This is a genomic window from Pseudomonadota bacterium, assembly GCA_039033415.1.
GTDB lineage: Bacteria > Pseudomonadota > Gammaproteobacteria > Xanthomonadales > SZUA-38 > JANQOZ01.
This window is the reverse complement of sequence record JBCCCR010000020.1, coordinates 1-18,157: the sequence shown is the minus strand read 5'-3', so window position 1 is coordinate 18,157 and position 18,157 is coordinate 1. Positions and strand designations below refer to the sequence as shown.

The window sequence follows — 18,157 nt, the reverse complement described above, 5'->3', positions numbered from 1 at the left end:
CTTGAGCACTTTAGAAAACAAAACCACCATCATCACCGGCGCCAGCCGCGGCATTGGCGCTGCGGCGGCACGGCGTTTTGCCGACCGCGGCGCCCGCGTTGTGCTCGCCGCCAGAAGTGCCGAGTCGATCGAATCACTGGCCCAGGAGATCCGCAACGACGGCGGCACGGCCATCGCTGTGCCCTGCGACGTCGGCGATTTAAGACAGGTTCAGGGACTGGTCGAACAAACGGTCGAGAAATTTGGCGGCTTGGATGTTCTGGTCAACAACGCCGGGCTGATCGACCCTATCGCCCGGCTTGCCGACAGCGACCCCGCTGAGTGGGCCCGTATCGCCGATATCAACTACAAAGGCGTCTATTACGGAATGCGGTTTGCCATTCCGGCGATGCTCCAAGGTGGCGGCGGCGTCATTATCAACGTCAGCTCTGGCGCAGCGGTTTCCGCGCTGGAAGGCTGGAGCCACTATTGTTCGAGCAAAGCGGCGGTTTTGATGCTGACCGCCTGCGCCCACAAGGAATACGCCGAGCAGGGAATCCGCACCTTGGGCATCAGCCCGGGGACGGTGGACACACAAATGCAGGTGTCGATCCGCGATTCCGGCGTGAATCCGGTGAGCCAGCTTTCGCCCGATGCACATATCCCCGCGGAGTGGGTTGCAAAGGCCCTGGAGTATCTTTGCAGCGATGATGCGGCCGAATATGCGGGGACTGACTTTTCGTTGAAAACGCCTGATGGCAGGAAGCGAGCCGGGCTGCCGCCACTGTCCTGACAAAAGGTCAATCGACCAGCAGGGGCGGAACTTCAAAGCTCTCATCCACCCCTGTTGCTGCTAGCCGCCGTCCGGACTTTGCAGGACGCTACTAGAGGCCGGAGTTTCCCTCAGACACGGCCCCCACCCGCCGCGATCCAGTCCTCGACGCGATCTCTCAAAAGCCACAGCGGCATGGCACCCTTCCTGAGGACTACCTCGTGGAAATCGCGAAGATCAAAGCGATCGCCCAGCGCCGTCTTGGCCTCCTCGCGCAGCCGGAGGATCTCCATCATGCCCACCTTGTAGGCAGTCGCCTGACCCGGATTCACAATGTAGCGCTCGATCTCAGAGACAACGTCGGACTCAGCCATCCCGGTATTCGCGAGCATGTACTCGATGGCGGATTCTCGCGTCCAGCGCTTTTCGTGGATGCCCGTATCGACGACCAGGCGCACTGCCCGGAACAGCTCGGCCTGGAGACGCCCAAGGTTGTCCCACGGGTCTTTCTCGTAGCCCATTTCCCAGGCGAGCTGCTCCGCATACAGCGCCCAGCCCTCCGCATAGGCGGTGAAGCCGATCTGCTTGCGGAACATCGGCACACCCTCGAGTTCCCGTTGACTGGCGATGTGGAAATGGTGGCCGGGGACTGCCTCGTGGTAAGCAAGCGTGCGCATGCCGTACTTCGGCGTCGCCTTGATGTCATAGAGGTTGGCGTAGAAGATTCCCGGCCGGGATCCGTCCATGGACGGACCGGTATAGTAGGCACCCGGCGAGGTCTTCTCAGAAAACTGGGGGACTCGACGAACCTCGACGGCCGCCCGGGGCTTCGAGTGGAAGACGCTCATAATGCCCGCATTAATTTCAGCAATGATCCCCCGGTAGTCGTCGAGGATCTGCTCTCGTCCCTCGTCCGTGTCCGGGTAATAGAAGCGATCCTCTCCCGCAACCTGGTTAATCAGCTCCGTGAAGCCCAGCGACCGGTCGTAGCCCTGAGCTTCCAGAATAGCCAGCATTTCACCCTGGATGCGGTCGACTTCTGACAGACCGACCTGATGGATCTCGCCGGCCGACATCTCCGTCGTCGTGTTTTCTTTCAGGCGAGAAGCATAGTAAGCCTCCCCGTCCGGAAACTTCCAAACGCCTGCATCACTCGTCGCCTTGCTGCGCAGTCCTGTGAAGTAGCCGATATAACCTCGCCAGGCCGGATAGACCGTGTTCTCGATCTCGGCGCTCGCTCGGGCCAGATAGACTTCCCGCTGTGCTTCGTCGATTACGTCAGCCTTAGCAAGCTTGTCGCGGAAGGAAACGTAAAGCACGTTCTCAGTCGCCGGCTGTTCAACGAACTCGGTCATGATTTGGACTGACTTATCGATGACAAACATCGGCGGGATGATTCCAAGCTCTTCCCGCCGCTGGATCCCTTCCATAGCCTGGTTGAGTTTCATGTCGAGCTTGGAAAGCCTTGCGACATAGTGCTCCGCATCCTCTGCGGTCGTTACCTCGTGGAAAGTGTCGAGAAAGCGAGGCAGCGAAATCTGCAGCCCGGAGAGTTGGTTGACTGGATAGCCATAAAAGCGGAAGCGCCGCTGCTCCTCGGGGTCGCCCAGGAGCTCCATCACAATCTTCTTGGAGATCAGCTCGTCTTCGGACAGCTCGTCGTCGGTATAGCGAGACATGCTTGTCATGACCTCATCGAGGAACTCGAACTGGCGATCGCCCGCAGCAATCGAGGCGTCGTCCCACTCAGCGTTGTGGCCGTTGATGCCGATGCTTTCCAGCATGCCCATGCTGGTCAGCTGCTGGGGGCTTTCCAGGACAAACTTGAGGAAGGAGCGGTTGTAGAAGTTGTTTGCGAAGAAAGGCTTTTCCGCATACCACTCGTGGGCGACAAACGAGCCGCCGGCAAGCAGGATGGCCAGCAGGCTTACGCCGAACCACTTCAGGGTCTTCTTGATCATAAGGCAGCAACCGATGGGCACATAAGGTAGCGAACGATAACGCAAGAATGGCAGCTAGCCATAGCCCACCAGCCATTACTCGCGGAAACCGTTCTCAGATGACCGTTGAGGTCGGTGCCCGCGCCAGGCTTCCACCACTCCCCTAAGCAGTCCTTAGTCCTCCAGCCAGGACGGAACGTCAAAGCCCTTGCTGCGTAGAAACTCGGGATTGAATAGCTTGGACTGATAGCGGGCGCCGCTATCGCACAGAATGGTGACGATGGTGTGGCCGGGGCCCAGCTCTCGCGCCAGGCGAAGGGCGCCAGCCACGTTCAGCGCCGCAGACGCCCCCAGCAGCAGCCCTTCCCGGGTCACGAGGTCGAAAAGCACCGGCATAAACTCCGTGTCCGGGATAGTCCAGGCTACGTCTACCGACACGTCCTCAACGATCACCGTTTTACGCCCAAGGCCAATACCCTCAGCGACACTGCCGCCCTCGGTGGCTTTGGCTTCGCCGCCAGTGAAAAAGTGGTACATCGCTGCGCCAGCAGGATCTGCGCACCCGATCGTTACGTTGTTCTTCTGCTGCCGCAAATAGGTGGAAACGCCGGCAAGCGTGCCGCCGGTCCCCACCGCACAGATAAATCCGTCTATCGCCCCGTCAGTTTGCCGCCAGATTTCCGGACCCGTCGTGGCGAAATGGGCAGCCCGGTTGTCCAGGTTGTTCCACTGATCGGCGAACAGCACGCCCGCCGGTTCTTCGGCAGCCAGCTCCTCAGCCAATCGCCGTGCGACGTGCTGATACTGCTGCGGGTCGGAATACGGCTTCGCGGGCACCTGCACCACCTCTGCGCCGCAAGCCTTGAGAAAGGCAACTTTTTCCTGGCTCTGGGTGTTTGGCATGACGATGCGGGTGCGATAACCCCGCGCGTTTGCAACCAGCGCCAAGCCAATCCCCGTATTGCCTGCGGTGCCCTCAACGATCAGCCCACCGGGCTTGAGCTGCCCCCGACGCTCGGCTTCCAGGATCATGTTGAGCGCAGGCCGATCCTTGACCGACATGCCTGGATTGAGGAACTCCGCTTTGCCAAAAATCTCGCAGCCGGTTTCGGCCGAGGCGTGGTTAAGGCGCAGCAGCGGCGTGTTGCCAATGGCGCCGAGGACGCCTTGATGAGTATCGGACATCAGAGATTGCTTGGTCTGGCCCAACCGCTGTGGGCCAGGGCGTTTCCGCTCAGCTCCGCGGCACCTGAACGCTGGTGGCGACGATTTCGTAGACGAGCCCAGCTTCCATTCCGCCTGATGCGCCGCCAACGTCCTCGCGGTAGTGCGCGGCCTCAGCTTCCGTCAATTCTCGCGGCGTCAGCTCCCCGGCGAGCGTCACCTGTCTTCCGGCGATATCGGTGGGGACAAAGAAGCTGTAGTCCACAAACGACACCCGTACCATTGACTCACCGTCCTGAGCGATGAAGAAGCAGCCTTTCTTCTGACAGACCTTATCCACCCGGGTATTGACGACCACCGTGGTACCCAGATGATCCTCCGGGCTGCCCATCACCGATGATAGCGTGGTGGCTGCAACACCTTCGGGCAGCAGCGCCCCGAACGTTTCATGTTCTGCCGTGACGGCCACTGGCTTTGATAGACGTACGGCCTCCTGGGCAAAGCTGGCGCTGGCAGTGAGCAGAAGGCCGGCGAGGGCATAAGCTAAGGCGATCGGAGCTCGCAGGTTCAGCATATCGGGTCCTGAAAAGCAGTAAAGAAGGATCCCGAAACCTTAGTGAATTCCAGGACTAAAAACCAGTGGTACGGACTACCCCACGCTCCGCTGCCAGGCCGTCGCTACGGCATAGTGAGCCGGCGAATCGCCTCAGCCTTCACACCGTCGACCGCTTTGGCCATGGTGGGGAGGTTTGCCGTCGAGGGACCATTCGCCACCTCGTCAAACACCACCGTAGAACCATCCTCGTTTTCGCTGATGTTGATGGTCCAGATGACGTAAACGCCAAGCTCCTGCAGCGGACCAAACGGCGCCTCGAGTCGAATGGTCTTTCCCTCCTGGACATAGAGGACGCGTCCATGACTGACCGAACCACCTTCCCAATCCTCACGCCACAATCCGCCTGCAGTCGGGTCCAGAGACAAGTTTTCTGCCTTTCCCGAGTACGAATGGTCCGGATGCCACCACGTTGAAGGTTGGATCAGTCGATCCCAGAGTGCGTGAGGGGGTAGCGTCGACTCGGCTTCGTGGCGAAGGACAAAGTGGTTTTCGCTGGAAGACACAACCTCCGCCCCGGCGGTTGTCGCCAATAGCAGTAACGAGGCGCCAAGCTTCATGTGTCGGTACATGTTGGATATTCCCCTCGGGTTGGCTACTGGTAACAATATGCCACGAACCCATGGATTCCGTGGCGCCGAATTTGATCTTCTAATGGGCCGCGCCGACAGCCTCGGGCCTGCCCGCAACCGGACGGAGGCGTAGCGTCGACAGCGTGCCGAGGGCCATTACGGCCAGCATCACGCCGAACGCCAGCGAATAGTCCCCTGCCTTGTCAAAAAGGAAACCGCTGAGGGCGATTCCGAGTGCCCCGCCAAGAGATTCGCCGGCGCTAATAAATCCATTGATGCGGCCGGCAGCCCGCATACCAAACAGGTCCAGCAGCAGGTAGTTGTAAAGGGTGTGCAGGCTACCCCAACCGAGCCCGGTTAGTGCCAGCCCTGCCCAGATCGCGCCCGGCACGAGGACGATGATGGCCAGCCCGGTCAGCATCAGCACCATGCAGAATCGGATCAGGTGGTAAGGGTTCACCAGGTCACTCGCCCATCCCGCCCCCAGCTTACCGGTCAGACCCAGGGCCGAGAGCACCGTCAAGCCGAGCGCCGCGGTCACCGGTTCAAACTCCAGCGACCGCAGGTACAAAAACAAATGAGAATAAAGCGCGAGGATCGCGTAGAACGTGCAGACGCCGGCGATGGCCACCAGGGTGAACTGGGGGGTCCTGGCCGCCTCGCCAAAAGTGAGACCCTCAGCCAGGGATGGATCGCCGCGCTGCGCAACCTTGCGGGGCCGAACGACCAGGGCAACCAACACAAAAATAAGCGCTGGATAAATCGCCAGCCACTGCATGGCTTCTCGCCAGCCCACGGACTGGTTGAGCGTCGCCGCCAGCGGGGGAATGATCATGCCTCCGATACTGGTCCCGGCGACGGCGATCCCTACCGCCAGGCCCCGCCGGTGAGGCATCCAGGTCGCTGCCGTGATCAGTGCGATGAGGTTTCCCGAGCAGGTGACCACAAGCGCCAGCACACAATGCAATGCGTAGACGCCCAGCAGGGTTTCCGCGTATGGATACGCGAGATAAACCCCGCAAAGCAGGGCGAGCCCGGTCAGCAGCAGCGGCTTGAAGCCAACCCGGTCCATCATCCAGCCCGCAAAAAACACCAGCAGCGCTGCGCCAAAAAAATTGATGGAATCGCGGACCTTGAGTTCGCCAACCGACCACTGGAACTCGTTGAGGAGCGATTCGTCGAAGACGGTCAAGCCTGAGTTGCTCATCCCGTTGCTGCCCACCACCGTGAGCATCGCCAGAAGAGCAACCGCCCAGGGATACCAGGGCTGCCCGGTCATGCCCCGCACAGGACCGCTCTGGGTCAAGATCGCTGATCCGCGGTGGGATCGATGCGCACAACCCGCACACCGGAGTTGGTTCCGTCATAGAGGCCGATGAGCGCCGCCGGCATCTGTTCCAGCCCCTCCATCACGTCCTCATAGGGCTCGAGTTGACCGGCCCGAATCCAGTCTGCCAGCACCCCTTCGAGTTCCGGATATTGCGCCCGGTAATCATCCACAAAAAACCCTTCCAGCTTCGCGTCCATAAGGCCGATCCGATAGAGGTTGCGGTGGCGGTGGTAGTCCGCCGGGTCTTTGAGGTATTCGGAGATCCGCCCGCAGATCACGATCCTTGCCCGGCGCCGGATCCGCGCCATAACCTGATCAAGCAGCTCTCCGCCAACATTGTCGAAGAACACGTCAACGCCGTCTGGAAAATGTTCATCGACCGCCGCTTCCACGCCATCAGTCTTGTAGTCGATCGCGGCGTCGTACGAAAGCCGGTTCGTCAGGAGCTCACACTTGGCGCTGCCTCCGGCAATGCCGACAACCTTGGAGGCCCCCAGCGCTTTTGCCACAAAGGCGCAGTTGCTCCCGACACCACCGGCTGCACCCGAAACCAGCACGCGGTCACCCGGGGCTAATCGGCCAATGTCGCGTATACCAACCAAGGCGGTGAAGCCGTTGTTGCCAAGGGTGCCAACGCCGTAAGACCACTTCAGGTCCGGGTGCGCCATCCGCATGGGGATGTAGTAAGGGTCATCGTCGAACTGCGCGTACTCGCGCCAGCGTAGCCGCGCGTAGACCAGGTCGCCGGGCTGCCAGCGAGGGTTGTTGGATTGAACCACCAGCCCCACGCCTCGCCCGTGCATCACGTCACCGATCTCAAGATCCTTTTCAAAGTCGGTGCTGTTGGTCATATAGCGCAGCATGACTGGGGCAACACCCAGATACTGTGTCCGCACCAGCACCTCGCCGGGCCCTGGCCTGGGCACCGGTACGGTCTCAAGCCGAAAGTCTTGCTCTGTGGCCAGCCCGTTTGGACGGCTCGCCAGCACCCACTGGCGCATCTCGCTGGGAATCTGCATGACCGGAACTGTACGCGATGGTCGACTGCCCTGTCATGGTCGTTCCCAATGAATACCTACGATTCCGCGAACCTCCATAACTTCTGGATATCGCTCCCGTAGTGCGCCGTTGCCGAAATATTGAGGTGCTAAGCTCTTGGCATGGGTGAGGATCCGATTTTCTTTTCTGTGGTTGTGATCTTTGCCGGCGCCGCGCTGGCCGCCACGCTCGCCCTCTATCTCAAACAATCGTTGCTCGTCGCCTACATTGTGCTCGGCGTTTTGCTGGGCCCCTGGGGCGCTGACGCGGTAGCGGACCCCGAGCTGTTCCGCCGGATGGCTCAGGTCGGCATCGTATTCCTGCTGTTTATCCTAGGTCTGGATCTCCAGCCTCAGGAGCTGGCGCAACGGCTGGGTGAAGCGACGGTTGTGACGCTCTTGTCCTCCACGCTGTTTGGCGTTGTCGGCTGGGCGGTTTCCGCGGCGCTCGGTCTTAGCCTTGCCGACAGCCTGGTGGTCGGCGCGGCAATGATGTTCTCCAGCACCGTCATCGGCGTAAAGCTGCTGCCGACGACCGAGCTGCACCATCGTCGCACCGGCAAGCTCATCATTAGCATTCTCCTGCTTCAGGACATCATGGCGGTGGGTGTACTCCTTCTCCTCGAAAGCTACGGGCGCACATCCTCGCTCGGCTGGGAACTGGGAAGGCTGCTGCTGGTCCTGCCGCTGCTGCTTGGCCTTGTGCTGGCTGTGGAAAAGTTTTTGCTGCGCGCGCTCATGGCTCGCTTCGACGGCATCCATGAATATGTGTTTCTGCTCACGCTGGGCTGGTGTCTTGGGATTGCCCAAATTGCCCATCTGCTGGGCTTTTCTCACGAGATTGGTGCGTTTGTCGCGGGTGTCGCGCTGGCGCAGAGTCCGGCAGCGCTGTTTATCGTGCAGAACCTGCGGCCCGTGCGTGATTTCTTTCTGGTGGTGTTCTTCTTCTCGGTGGGCGCCGGCCTGGATATGCACGGCGCGCTCGACATTCTGCTCCCTGCCCTGGTTCTGGCCGCGGCGCTCCTGCTAATCAAACCGGCCGTGTTCCGGTGGCTGCTGAGCCGCCAGGGCGAGAAACCGAAGGTGGCCCAGGAGATCGGCGTGCGGCTGGGTCAGAGCAGCGAATTTGCGCTGCTAATTGCGGTGCTCGCGCTGGAAACGGGCTTTATCAGCGATCCCGCGGCGAGCCTGATCCAGATCACGATGCTCCTCACCTTCATCGTTTCATCCACGTGGATCGGCTCACGCTACCCCTCCCCACTGGCCACGTCGTCGCGCCTGCGTCGCGACTGAAGCTTCCCGACCAGGGCGGTGAACCCGCCGACTAGGCGGTACGAAAGCCGCGGGCCGATGCGAAAGCCGGCACAAAATTCCGAAATTCTGAAATCCGATGTCCAACCTGGCCACGTAATTACGCGATAGACAGAAATTGCGGAGAACCAGGGTCTGCTATGCGACCGAAACCAAAAGATCACATACCTCAATCACCAGTGCATCAGGAATCAGGGGAGCCACAACGATGAAAGCAGGTTGGATAGGAAGTTACGCCATTGTGATGGGGTTGCTCGCATTTTGGATCCAGCCGGTGGCTGCCAGCCCCGACTATTCCGGCTGCGAAAGCTGTCACGGCACCTTCAACGAGGGCGACTATATCTCTCAACATGATGGCACCGCTTGGGGAACACATCTGATGGAGGGACATCAGCCATCGGTAGATAACAAGTGCATGGCTTGCCATCTCCGAGAGGCGCCGAGCCCCGTATTCACAAACTTTTCCGATGACGGGACTTTTGAAAAGAGCTGCGTTGGGTGCCACGGGCGACAAGAGGACGTGACCGGCAACTGTACCGGTCTTGCGACAGACCCGCGGTCTGAAGTTCACTGCGGAGCCGGAGCTGGACTGCGCCTCCACCACGAGCGGCAGGTGGGTCAAGGCACGTGCTCTCAGTGCCATGACAAAGACCCGACGCCCGCCCCCGAGCGGCGACTGCCGTCAAACTATCTTGAAGCCATCAGCGCGATTGCCGACTCCTGCAACAGCGACGGCTCGGAAGCCCGCTTCGGCGCAACGGGTTTGGATAACGACGGTGACGGCTTGCGCGACCAAGACGACAGCGACTGCCAGTTTTTCCTGAATGCCGGTCTGAACGACGCCTGGTTCAACCCCGCAACGCCGGGCCAGGGTTTTCTGCTGACGGTCCTGGAGGAAACCGGCATCGTGTTTCTCGCCTGGTTTACCTACGACGTGTCTGAGCCGACGGCAGGTGCCTCAGCCGTGATCGGAGATCCGGGCCATCGCTGGCTGACCGCCCAGGGGCCGTTCGACGGCGACACCGCAGCGTTGGATGTCTTTCTCTCAGCAGGGGGCCGTTTCGACGCCGCAGATCCGGCTGTCGGTCCACCGACGCAAAGTGGCACTCTCACAGTTCAGTGGGACAGTTGTGGTGACGCCACCGTCCACTACGATCTTGAAGGCGCCGCACCTGGCGTCATCCCCATTCAGCGTCTCACCGAAGACAATACGCCACTATGTGAAATGCTGATTGATGCGCAGTGAGCGGATTTGACGAGCTGGCGTTTCCAGCCAACCGCCATCGCCGCCGAACGCGTGCGATTACCGACAGAAATTTCCGAGAGTTTAAATCTCAATGTCCAATCTGGCCGCGCAAAAAACGCGATAAAAAACAATTCGGAGAATACTCGGGAACCGTTATGAAGTTGAAATCGAAGCTGTCGGACGCGGCCAATGGCCAAGAGACTTCTCGTTCCTGGCGCCGGACTCTAACAACTCTCGCGGGCACGCTGGGATTGCTGGCCGCGCTGAGTGGATTTAGCGCGGAAGCAGGACAAGAATCCGAGAAAGGGTTCGTCGACATCCTGTTTGCCGACAGTTTTGAGGGTGAGGGTTTCACCGGCGGCGCGATCAGCGGCCAGGTGCTGTTCGATCCTGATCGCGACGGCAGCTTGAGCGACGGCGAGCGCCGCCCCGGCGTAACGGTCTACCTGGACAGCAATTTCAATGGCCGGCTGGACGCAGGGGAACCGACCAACATTACCGATGCCGAGGGCTTTTACCGATTTGTGGGCTTGGGCGCCGGCATTTATCACGTACGCCAGCTGCTGGCGCCGCCAGAGTTTCAGACCTTTCCGGAAGGCGGGCTAACGCCGGCGCTGGACCGCCTGCCGGACGAGGTGGTTGAGTACATTCACTCACCGGCTGGGGTGGGCGATTTTGACGTGCCCTATGGCAAAACCGCGAGCGAATGGCCGGGAGAGTGGGAACGGACCGCCGAGGGTCCGCTGCCGAGAGTCCTGGATTCAGTGGACCTGGTTCTACGGCCTATCGGGGTACGTCCGGTGGTGGGGTCGGCGAACATCCGCCGGGGCACGGAATTCCTGAGTCTGGCGACGGACGCCCAGATTACGCTCCGTTTCGACGAGCCGATGATCGACGGAGACGGTCCGGACCTGCTGGTCTATTCCCTTTCGCGACGGACCGCAGGCGAAATGGTGGAGATCCTGGCCGGGCCAAGCCCTGCTGAAATGACCTCACTCGGGTTGTATTCGGAAGACGACAATACGATCAGCGTGGATTTCGCGAGCGTCGGCCTGGAAGGGCCCGTCAACTTTATCCGTGCCATCGGGCAAGACGAACTTGGCAGCATCGAAGGATTTGAGCTGGTCGGTATGGAGGCCATCAATTTTGCCGACCCGGACCCCTATGCACACATCGTTACGATCGATGCTGCCAATCGCATCTATAACGGATTGAACTTTGGTCGCTTCTCCCAGGACCTGCCGCCGACACTCACGATCGGGCTTACCGACAATGAGAGCAACACCCCCGAACTGCGCGCCGGCGAAAGTGCGACGATCGAGGTTGCCGCCTTTGACGATCTGGGCGTTGCGGACCTGACGCTGCTCGTGAACGGCCAGCCGACCACGCTGGATTCGGACAACCTGGCAATCATCAGCCTGACCAACCCGGGCGAACTGCTGCTGGAAGCCACCGTCACCGATACGGCGAATCAGGCGGTGACGCGTTCCGCTGGCTACATCATTTTCAATAGCGATGGCACCAATCCCAACAACCCGAATGTGGCCGGCCGCAGCGCGCGGGATGACCCTAACGCACCCCGGGTTCGAATCGTCTCGCCCGCTCCCGGCATCAGCACCTCCGACGATGTGTCCATCATTGCAACCATTACCGGTGATCCCAGCAGCTGGACTCTCGAATATGCGCCGGTCGACAGCGTGGACCCGCAGAATTTGTCAGCCGACGATCCGGATTACCTCGAACTGGCGACCGGCTCAGGCGACCTGTTCTCCGAGACGGCAGGTGTTGTGCCGGTCAGCACCCTTCCCGACGGCGTCTATTTTGTGCGCCTGGGCGCGGTCAACGGCGCCGGACAGTTCGCCTTTTTCGGCCAGGTGGTGGCCAAAAACGTTCCCGAGGAAGACCTGCGGCCGCTGGTGGTCATCGATTCTCCAGCCGCCGGTGACCAGATCAGCATGACCGTCGACATCGTCGGCACCATCGCGTCGAGCAGACCGCTGTCGGAGTGGTACGTCGAGTACGCCAGAGCCGATACGGTTGATGTCAACAATCTGGGGTCCAACATTCCGGACTGGCGCCGGATCGGCTCCGGAAACACCACCGTCGACACCCCGACCGTGCTCGCCAACTTCGACGCCACGCTGCTGCGCAACAACAGCTACATCGTGCGAATCGTGGTCGAGAACGACATCGGCCTCGGCTGGGTTGAGCCGCTAGCGCTCGAGGTGGTCGGCGAGGCCAAGCTGGGGCGCAACCGGCTGGAGTTCACCGATATCGATATCAACCTGGCGGGTTTCCCGCTCGTCATCACACGGGTATACGATTCGCTGGATGCTGAAACGCAGGGCGACTTCGGCTTCGGCTGGAGTTTGAAGTTCCAGGAAACCGATATCGGTGAAACTGTCCCGGATACCGGCGTTCTGGGTCTCTTCGGCTCCACGCCTTTTCGCATTGGTACCCGGGTCTACCTTACCGCCCCGACCGGCGAGCGTCTCGGTTTCACGTTCGGCGCCGTTCCGGGCCAGCCAACCCTGACCGGCATCCCACACCGAGTCCAGTTCGAGCCGGATCCAGGAAATTACTTTCAGCTTGAAGTGCCCCAGGGAGACCAGGAGTTTCTGCGCGTCAGGGACGACGGAAGCGTTTACCTGTTCTCAATCCAGTTGCCCTATAACCCTGAGAGCTACGTGTTGATCTCGCCTGACGGCATTCGGTATTCCGTGCACGAAGATAAGGGGATGCTGGGTGCAGAGGACCGAAACGGCAACACGCTGAATTTCAATCCCGACGGGATCCAGCATTCTGCGGGACCGGCCTTGAACTTCGCACGTGACGGGCAGGGCCGCATCACGGCCATCTCCGACCCTGATGGCAACACCTGGTCTTATGAATACGACGGCAACGGCGATCTGGTCAGCGTCACAGACCCGGATATGAACATCACCAGCTATGTCTACTCGGTCACTAACCCCCACTATCTGGATACGATGATGGATCCGCAGGGCAGGATGCCCCGACGCTTCGAGTACGACCCGGACAGCGGTCGTCTTCTTGCGACCATCGACGAAAACGGCCAGCGTCGCGAAGTGAACTCTGATCCGCAGGGCTTCAGCGGGACCATCACCGACCGGCGCGGCAATATGACGTACTACGAGTACGACGGGCGGGGCAATATCACACTGATCGAGGACGCCGGTGGCAATACGGTGACCTATCAATATGAAGACCCCGAAAATCCCGACCGGGAGACCCGATTCGTGGATGCAAGCGGCGAGGAATGGGGCTATCAGTACGACTCCATGGGCCGCCCCACCCGGCTGACGCCGCCTTTGGCCAATTTCAGCAACAACCGCTTCGACATCGCTTACGACGAGTTCGGAAACATCACGCGCTTTGAGGGTCCAGACGGATCGGTCGATCAGTTCACTTACGATGATGAAGGCAATCGTTTGAGCGAGGAGCCAGCGGCGGGTGTTTCATCCACCTTTGAGTACGGACCGTCGGGTCAACTGCGGACCCAAACGACTTCACCGGCTTTCCAGATCGCATACGACCACGATGCCAATGGTTTTCTCAAGTCACAGAGCAATTCGAGCGGCTATACGGTTGACTTCGTGAATCAAAACAACGGCTTGCCTATAGAGAGAACCGACAACAACGGGCGCCTGGACATCAGCTACACCCCCAGCGGCTTGCTCAACACGCAGCAGGACCAGGCAGGCAACACGGCCAGCCTGGTCGAAAACCTGGACGGATCGCAGACGCGAACCGATCGGACAGGCAATACTTCCCAGATCTTCTACGACGGTGAGAGAAACCCGACGGAAATCAGCCTGCCGGAGTCCGGTATGGTCCAGACCAGCTACGATCCAGACGGCAATCCCAACGTCGTCACCGACCCGCTCGGCAATACCACTACCTACACCTTTGACTATGCCGACCGACTTACCTCAGTCCGGGACCAGTTGAGCAACAGTGAATCCTATGGCCGGGATGGCAACGGCAACATCCTCGAAAATATTGATCGTAACGGGAAGCGGCGCACTTTCGCTTACGACGCGAACCAGCGCCTCACTCACGAACGCTGGCACGACATGGGCGGCGCGGTTATCCGGGAAATCGTCTTTACGTACGACCCTGGGACGGGCCTTGAGCGGGTCGACGATACCGTTGGCGGAGAGACCTACACCCACGAATTCCGCGGCCGCCTGCCGCGCATCGACCACGTGGACTACATCCTGCCGGGTCAGGAGTCCTGGCGAGTGCGCTACACCTGGTCCGCAGAGCAGGAAAGTCCAACGCTAGTAAGAGTCGGCATCAACAACAATACCCAGGCATCTATTGGCGCTGAGTCGTTTGGCGGTGAGACGCTACGACTGACATGGCGGAATCCTGACAGCAGCGACAACGAGGTACAGATCTTTCGCAATCCGATTGGAACAATCCAACGGATCCAGCGGTTGACCGGGACTAATGGCGGTGACGCCGTATCGGTATCGGAGTTTGAATACGACAGTCAGAGCCGAGTCTCGGTCATCAGGCATCTGGACGACATGAACGTGCTGCTGCACCCTAATGCTGAGCTTACCTACACCAGAGACGACGAGGGCCGAGTGCTCAGCGAGTCGCATGCGGGTAATACCGTTAGCTACATCTATGACGCGAAAGGGCAGATTACCGCTGCCTCCCACACCGACCCTTCTTACGCCGACGAGAGCTATACCTTCGATGTCGGTGGAAATCGCCTGACCTCACATCTGGCCCCATCCACGGCCACGGTTGCTGCGCCCAACCGTATAACGGTGGCCGGCGATTACAGCTACGAGTATGACGATGCTGGGAACCTGATTCGGCGCACGCACAGCGGATCCAGCGTGGTCGACGAGTACGTCTACGATCATCGTAATCGCCTCGTCCAGGGTACCGTTCATCCAAGCCTGGGTGCTCCGGCTGACCAGACGGTTCAATTCGAGTATGACTTTGAAGATCGCCTGCTGTTTCGGGTGGTCAACGGACAAAAAACCTGGGTCTTGCATGATCGGGAGCACCGTATCGCCGAGTTCGCAGACAGCGCTGCGGAGATCAGCGCATCGTTCCTCTACGACCCAGCCGAAATCGACGAGCTTTATGGCGTCTGGCGGGCCGGAGGAAGCGGCGAACGGTGGTTCCTGAAGGACCACCTGGGGTCAGTCCGAGGAGTAGCCGACGCGGCCTTCAACGTACTGAGCTGGGTGGACTACGACAGTTATGGCAACCTCCAGACGGGCGCTGCACCGGCCAATATCGAGCCCATTCGCTACGCCGCGCGCCCGTTTAGTGAGGAGCTTGGGCTGTACGACAATCGCCGGCGATTCCTGGATCCAATGCTGGGACGCTTCACCCAGGAGGATCCGATCAAACACGGAGGCCGTGACTTCAACTTTTACCGCTACGTACTGAACAGCCCAACCGGGTTTACCGACCCCGCGGGGACGGTGGCCTACGCGGAAAGTAACTTCCTGGATACGATCCTATTTATGGTTGACTATGGCAAGAACAATCCGGAAGACCCCGATGATCTTGCGTTCCCTTGCCATATCGCCGGGTGGTCAGCCAGCAACTTTGTCTATTTCGATCCGCTGGCTGAGCTGATCCTTGATCCGAGGTTTGCCACGTTTCCGCCTGACCTGGATGGCGCTGACCTCAAGAGACTCACCGGCTGCAACGTAAGTGATGACTAGGCTATGTTCCGCCCAGATTTGTGACCAGGTCGAGAAGCGAGAGTCAGGGTTGCAAGCTCTCGCTCGCCCGTTGATGGCTGATCCATTCGCTGTCGACCGGGAGCTTTTTGGCGATCTTATCTTCGGGGCCCACCACACGCCAGAAGGGGGTTACGTCCGACGCTGACGCCCCGCCTTCCAACGCCTCCAGCGCGGCCTCGGCTGCAATCCGCACAAAGATGGCGGTGGATACCGGACAGGTGGCGTCGCAGCGATTGCGGCGAGCCAGATCTCGGCGCAGCCGGGGCATGGTGCGGGTTTCACCTGCCGGCACTTTGCGGATGTAGTCGTCCACCATCTTGGGTGTTCCCACCAGCATTCGCTGACCCGCCTTGATGCCGGCAAAGTCTTTTTCGAGCACCACCTTTTTGGGCTGTTTTTTCTGATTGAGTTTTTCGGTTGCGGTTTTGGCCATGGCTGTCTCCTGGATGATCAAAACCCTAGCAGAAGACTGTCCAACGCCAAATAAGGGCCGTTTTTACTGAGTTAATTCAATCGCTTAAGCAAAATCAGCCTACTGCAAGGACGCTACGAAGCCTTCTACCCGGCCGCGGGCGCTTATAACACTCCAGCCTTACATCGTGCCGAGTCGCTGGCGCTGCATCTCATCGATCTGTTGCTGCAGCTGCGCCTTCTGGTCTGAATCCAGGCGGGCATTCTGCAACCACTCGTCGATCCGTGACGCATCGCCGTTCATGAGGCTCCAGAGCTGCTGCTGGTAGGCCTGGAACCGCTGGTCAGGGTTTTCGATTTCGAGAGTCCACTTGGCGTAATCCGCTTGATCATGTCCGGCGCTTTGCAGGTAGGCCATTAATGCGCGATCTCGCTCACGATTGTCTGACAGGCGAAGAACCCATTTGCGGGCCGTATCGCGGTCCTGGGAGGCCCATGTGCCAACCAGGTCGCCCAGCACCGTTAAATCGCGATTCTCATCGGGCTGTCGATGCCACCATTTGCCCGCGGCGGTCGGGTCGAACTGCACCCAGGTATGAATAATCTGGAGCTGCGCAGCCTGCAGCTGCTGGGGCTCCTCGATGCGGTCCAGCAGCTTGAGCGCCCAGCGCGGGTCGTCAACGATCCGCGATTGGGCGACAGTGCCCAGCCACTCACCGTATTGCGGTAAATACTCGTATTCGGCTAGCCAGGCAATGGCCGCCTGCGGATCTTTTGCCGCGTAGTCATCGATCAGCTGCGAGATCCAGGAGACCTTCTCGTGCGGATTCATATCATCGGTATAAGCCAGGGCCAGCTCCAAGTCGCTAGAGATCACGCTCCAGGAAATGGATTGGAGTATCTCTGGCCGCTGGTCCGAGGCCAATGCCATTACCCAGTCCATGGCCATGACCGGATCGCTTTGGGCCCAATTGGATACGACGTTTCTCATCGCTGACCTGCGCGGTTGTCCGGAAGGTACCTGCTCGAGCTGATCCAGAGCCGCCAGCGGATCGATTGCGGCCAACTGGGTCAGAGAGTTGCGTACAAGGTTCGTTCGTCGGCTACTCTCAGGCAGCTCCGCCGCCAGAGCCAGCGCCCGATTAGGATCCGCGTTTCCGATTTGCTGAACGACGTTATCCCAGGTCCACATATGTTGCCTACTCGGGCTGCCTGCCTGCTCATCCCAGCGCCATGCCCACTCCAGGGCTGCTTCAGGGTCCGAGCTAGCCATAGCCTGTGCAATTTGCGAGGCCATGCTGAATTTCCTGTCGATCGGAACGCCAGTTAGCGTCTCAAGCGCCAACCCGGCGCCTGCTGGGTCTAGCTGAGACCACTGAGAAAACAATCCGTTATATGCGTCCAGCTTCTCCTGCTGTGTCTTGAGCGTGTCCACCAGCTTAAGCGCACTCTGGGGATTGGTACGGGCCAACGTCATGATCACAGTCTGAACCATCATTTGCCTTTGCTGGCCCTGCTGGGTATCCACAAGACGCAACGCTTTTTCGGGCGACCTCTGAGCGACCTGGCCCATAACAACCTGTCCGAGCCGCGCGCGCATTGTGGGCGCCTCAAGGTCGAGAACAAAAGCGATGGCGGCGTCAGCATCTCTTTCGGCCCAGGTATTCACCACCCAGGCCAGCGACTCTAGACGAGCCTGCGGATTCTGCATTGCTAGCGCGGTCCGCGCCGCTGCCTCGGGTTCGGTCTGTGCCCTGCGCGCGAGGGCCTCGTTGCTCGCTCGATTACTGATCTGCCCCGACCGACCCAGCTGGCTGGCAATCCACTCGAGTTCCTCCGCCGGCGCGCTGGCGTTGGCCTGCAGGATCGCGCGATCGGCGGTGCGTCGGTCGGCGGGGTTGGTGACGGTTTTCGCGCGCTCGATGGCGGCGGTGAGATCGTTCTTGGCCCAGCCGCTGAACATCGGGAACAGGATTCCGGACTGGCCCTGGAGGTTCAGCTCATCGTAGTGAGCTAGCGACTCCGCCGGATCCAGATCGGC

At 60.0% G+C, this 18,157-nt stretch carries 12 protein-coding genes; 4 read left to right on the top strand and 8 right to left on the bottom strand.

All coding sequences use genetic code 11. The features are described 5' to 3' along the window. Position 1 precedes the first annotated feature (1 nt). Positions 2-772, top strand: coding sequence for an SDR family oxidoreductase (locus AAF358_16565; GenBank protein MEM7707171.1), 771 nt, complete (start codon positions 2-4; stop codon positions 770-772). A 110-nt stretch (positions 773-882) separates the two neighbouring features. Here the strand turns inward: AAF358_16565 and AAF358_16560 are convergent, their stop codons facing one another. The 6 genes from AAF358_16560 to AAF358_16535 all read right to left on the bottom strand — a co-directional run bounded on the left by AAF358_16560 (position 883) and on the right by AAF358_16535 (position 7,389). After that, positions 883-2,712 (bottom strand): DUF885 domain-containing protein, encoded by a 1,830-nt coding sequence (locus AAF358_16560; protein ID MEM7707170.1) that lies wholly within the window; start codon positions 2,710-2,712, stop codon positions 883-885. Between the two features lie 153 nt (positions 2,713-2,865). Beyond that, the gene (locus AAF358_16555) at positions 2,866-3,876 is read right to left on the bottom strand and encodes a cysteine synthase A (GenBank protein ID MEM7707169.1); all 1,011 of its coding nucleotides are present in this window, start codon (positions 3,874-3,876) and stop codon (positions 2,866-2,868) included. Positions 3,877-3,925: 49 nt separating this feature from the next. Next, the gene (locus tag AAF358_16550; GenBank protein ID MEM7707168.1) at positions 3,926-4,429 is read right to left on the bottom strand and encodes a DUF4920 domain-containing protein; all 504 of its coding nucleotides are present in this window, start codon (positions 4,427-4,429) and stop codon (positions 3,926-3,928) included. Between the two features lie 104 nt (positions 4,430-4,533). Further along, on the bottom strand, positions 4,534-5,040 hold the full coding sequence (locus AAF358_16545) for a hypothetical protein (GenBank protein ID MEM7707167.1): 507 nt from the start codon (positions 5,038-5,040) through the stop codon (positions 4,534-4,536). A gap of 79 nt (positions 5,041-5,119) precedes the next feature. Then, positions 5,120-6,346 carry an MFS transporter gene (locus tag AAF358_16540; protein MEM7707166.1) on the bottom strand — a complete coding sequence of 409 codons (1,227 nt, stop codon included), beginning with the start codon at positions 6,344-6,346 and terminating at the stop codon, positions 5,120-5,122. Next, on the bottom strand, positions 6,343-7,389 hold the full coding sequence (locus AAF358_16535; protein MEM7707165.1) for an NADP-dependent oxidoreductase: 1,047 nt from the start codon (positions 7,387-7,389) through the stop codon (positions 6,343-6,345). Before AAF358_16535 ends, AAF358_16540 begins: the two co-directional genes overlap by 4 nt. A gap of 141 nt (positions 7,390-7,530) precedes the next feature. Between AAF358_16535 and AAF358_16530 the strand changes: the two genes are divergently transcribed. The 3 genes from AAF358_16530 to AAF358_16520 all read left to right on the top strand — a co-directional run bounded on the left by AAF358_16530 (position 7,531) and on the right by AAF358_16520 (position 15,684). Continuing rightward, positions 7,531-8,700 (top strand): cation:proton antiporter, encoded by a 1,170-nt coding sequence (locus AAF358_16530; GenBank protein MEM7707164.1) that lies wholly within the window; start codon positions 7,531-7,533, stop codon positions 8,698-8,700. Positions 8,701-8,926: 226 nt separating this feature from the next. Continuing rightward, on the top strand, positions 8,927-9,964 hold the full coding sequence (locus AAF358_16525; protein MEM7707163.1) for a hypothetical protein: 1,038 nt from the start codon (positions 8,927-8,929) through the stop codon (positions 9,962-9,964). Positions 9,965-10,119: 155 nt separating this feature from the next. Next, on the top strand, positions 10,120-15,684 hold the full coding sequence (locus AAF358_16520) for an RHS repeat-associated core domain-containing protein (protein ID MEM7707162.1): 5,565 nt from the start codon (positions 10,120-10,122) through the stop codon (positions 15,682-15,684). Positions 15,685-15,727: 43 nt separating this feature from the next. Here AAF358_16520 and AAF358_16515 read toward each other — a convergent pair whose 3' ends face one another. Both AAF358_16515 and AAF358_16510 read right to left on the bottom strand, forming a co-directional pair. Further along, a complete protein-coding gene (locus AAF358_16515) occupies positions 15,728-16,138 on the bottom strand; it encodes a hypothetical protein (protein ID MEM7707161.1) in 411 nt (136 codons plus the stop codon). Positions 16,139-16,297: 159 nt separating this feature from the next. Beyond that, positions 16,298-18,157, bottom strand: a 1,860-nt coding sequence (locus tag AAF358_16510) for a hypothetical protein (GenBank protein ID MEM7707160.1), incomplete at its 5' end; no start/stop codon positions are given.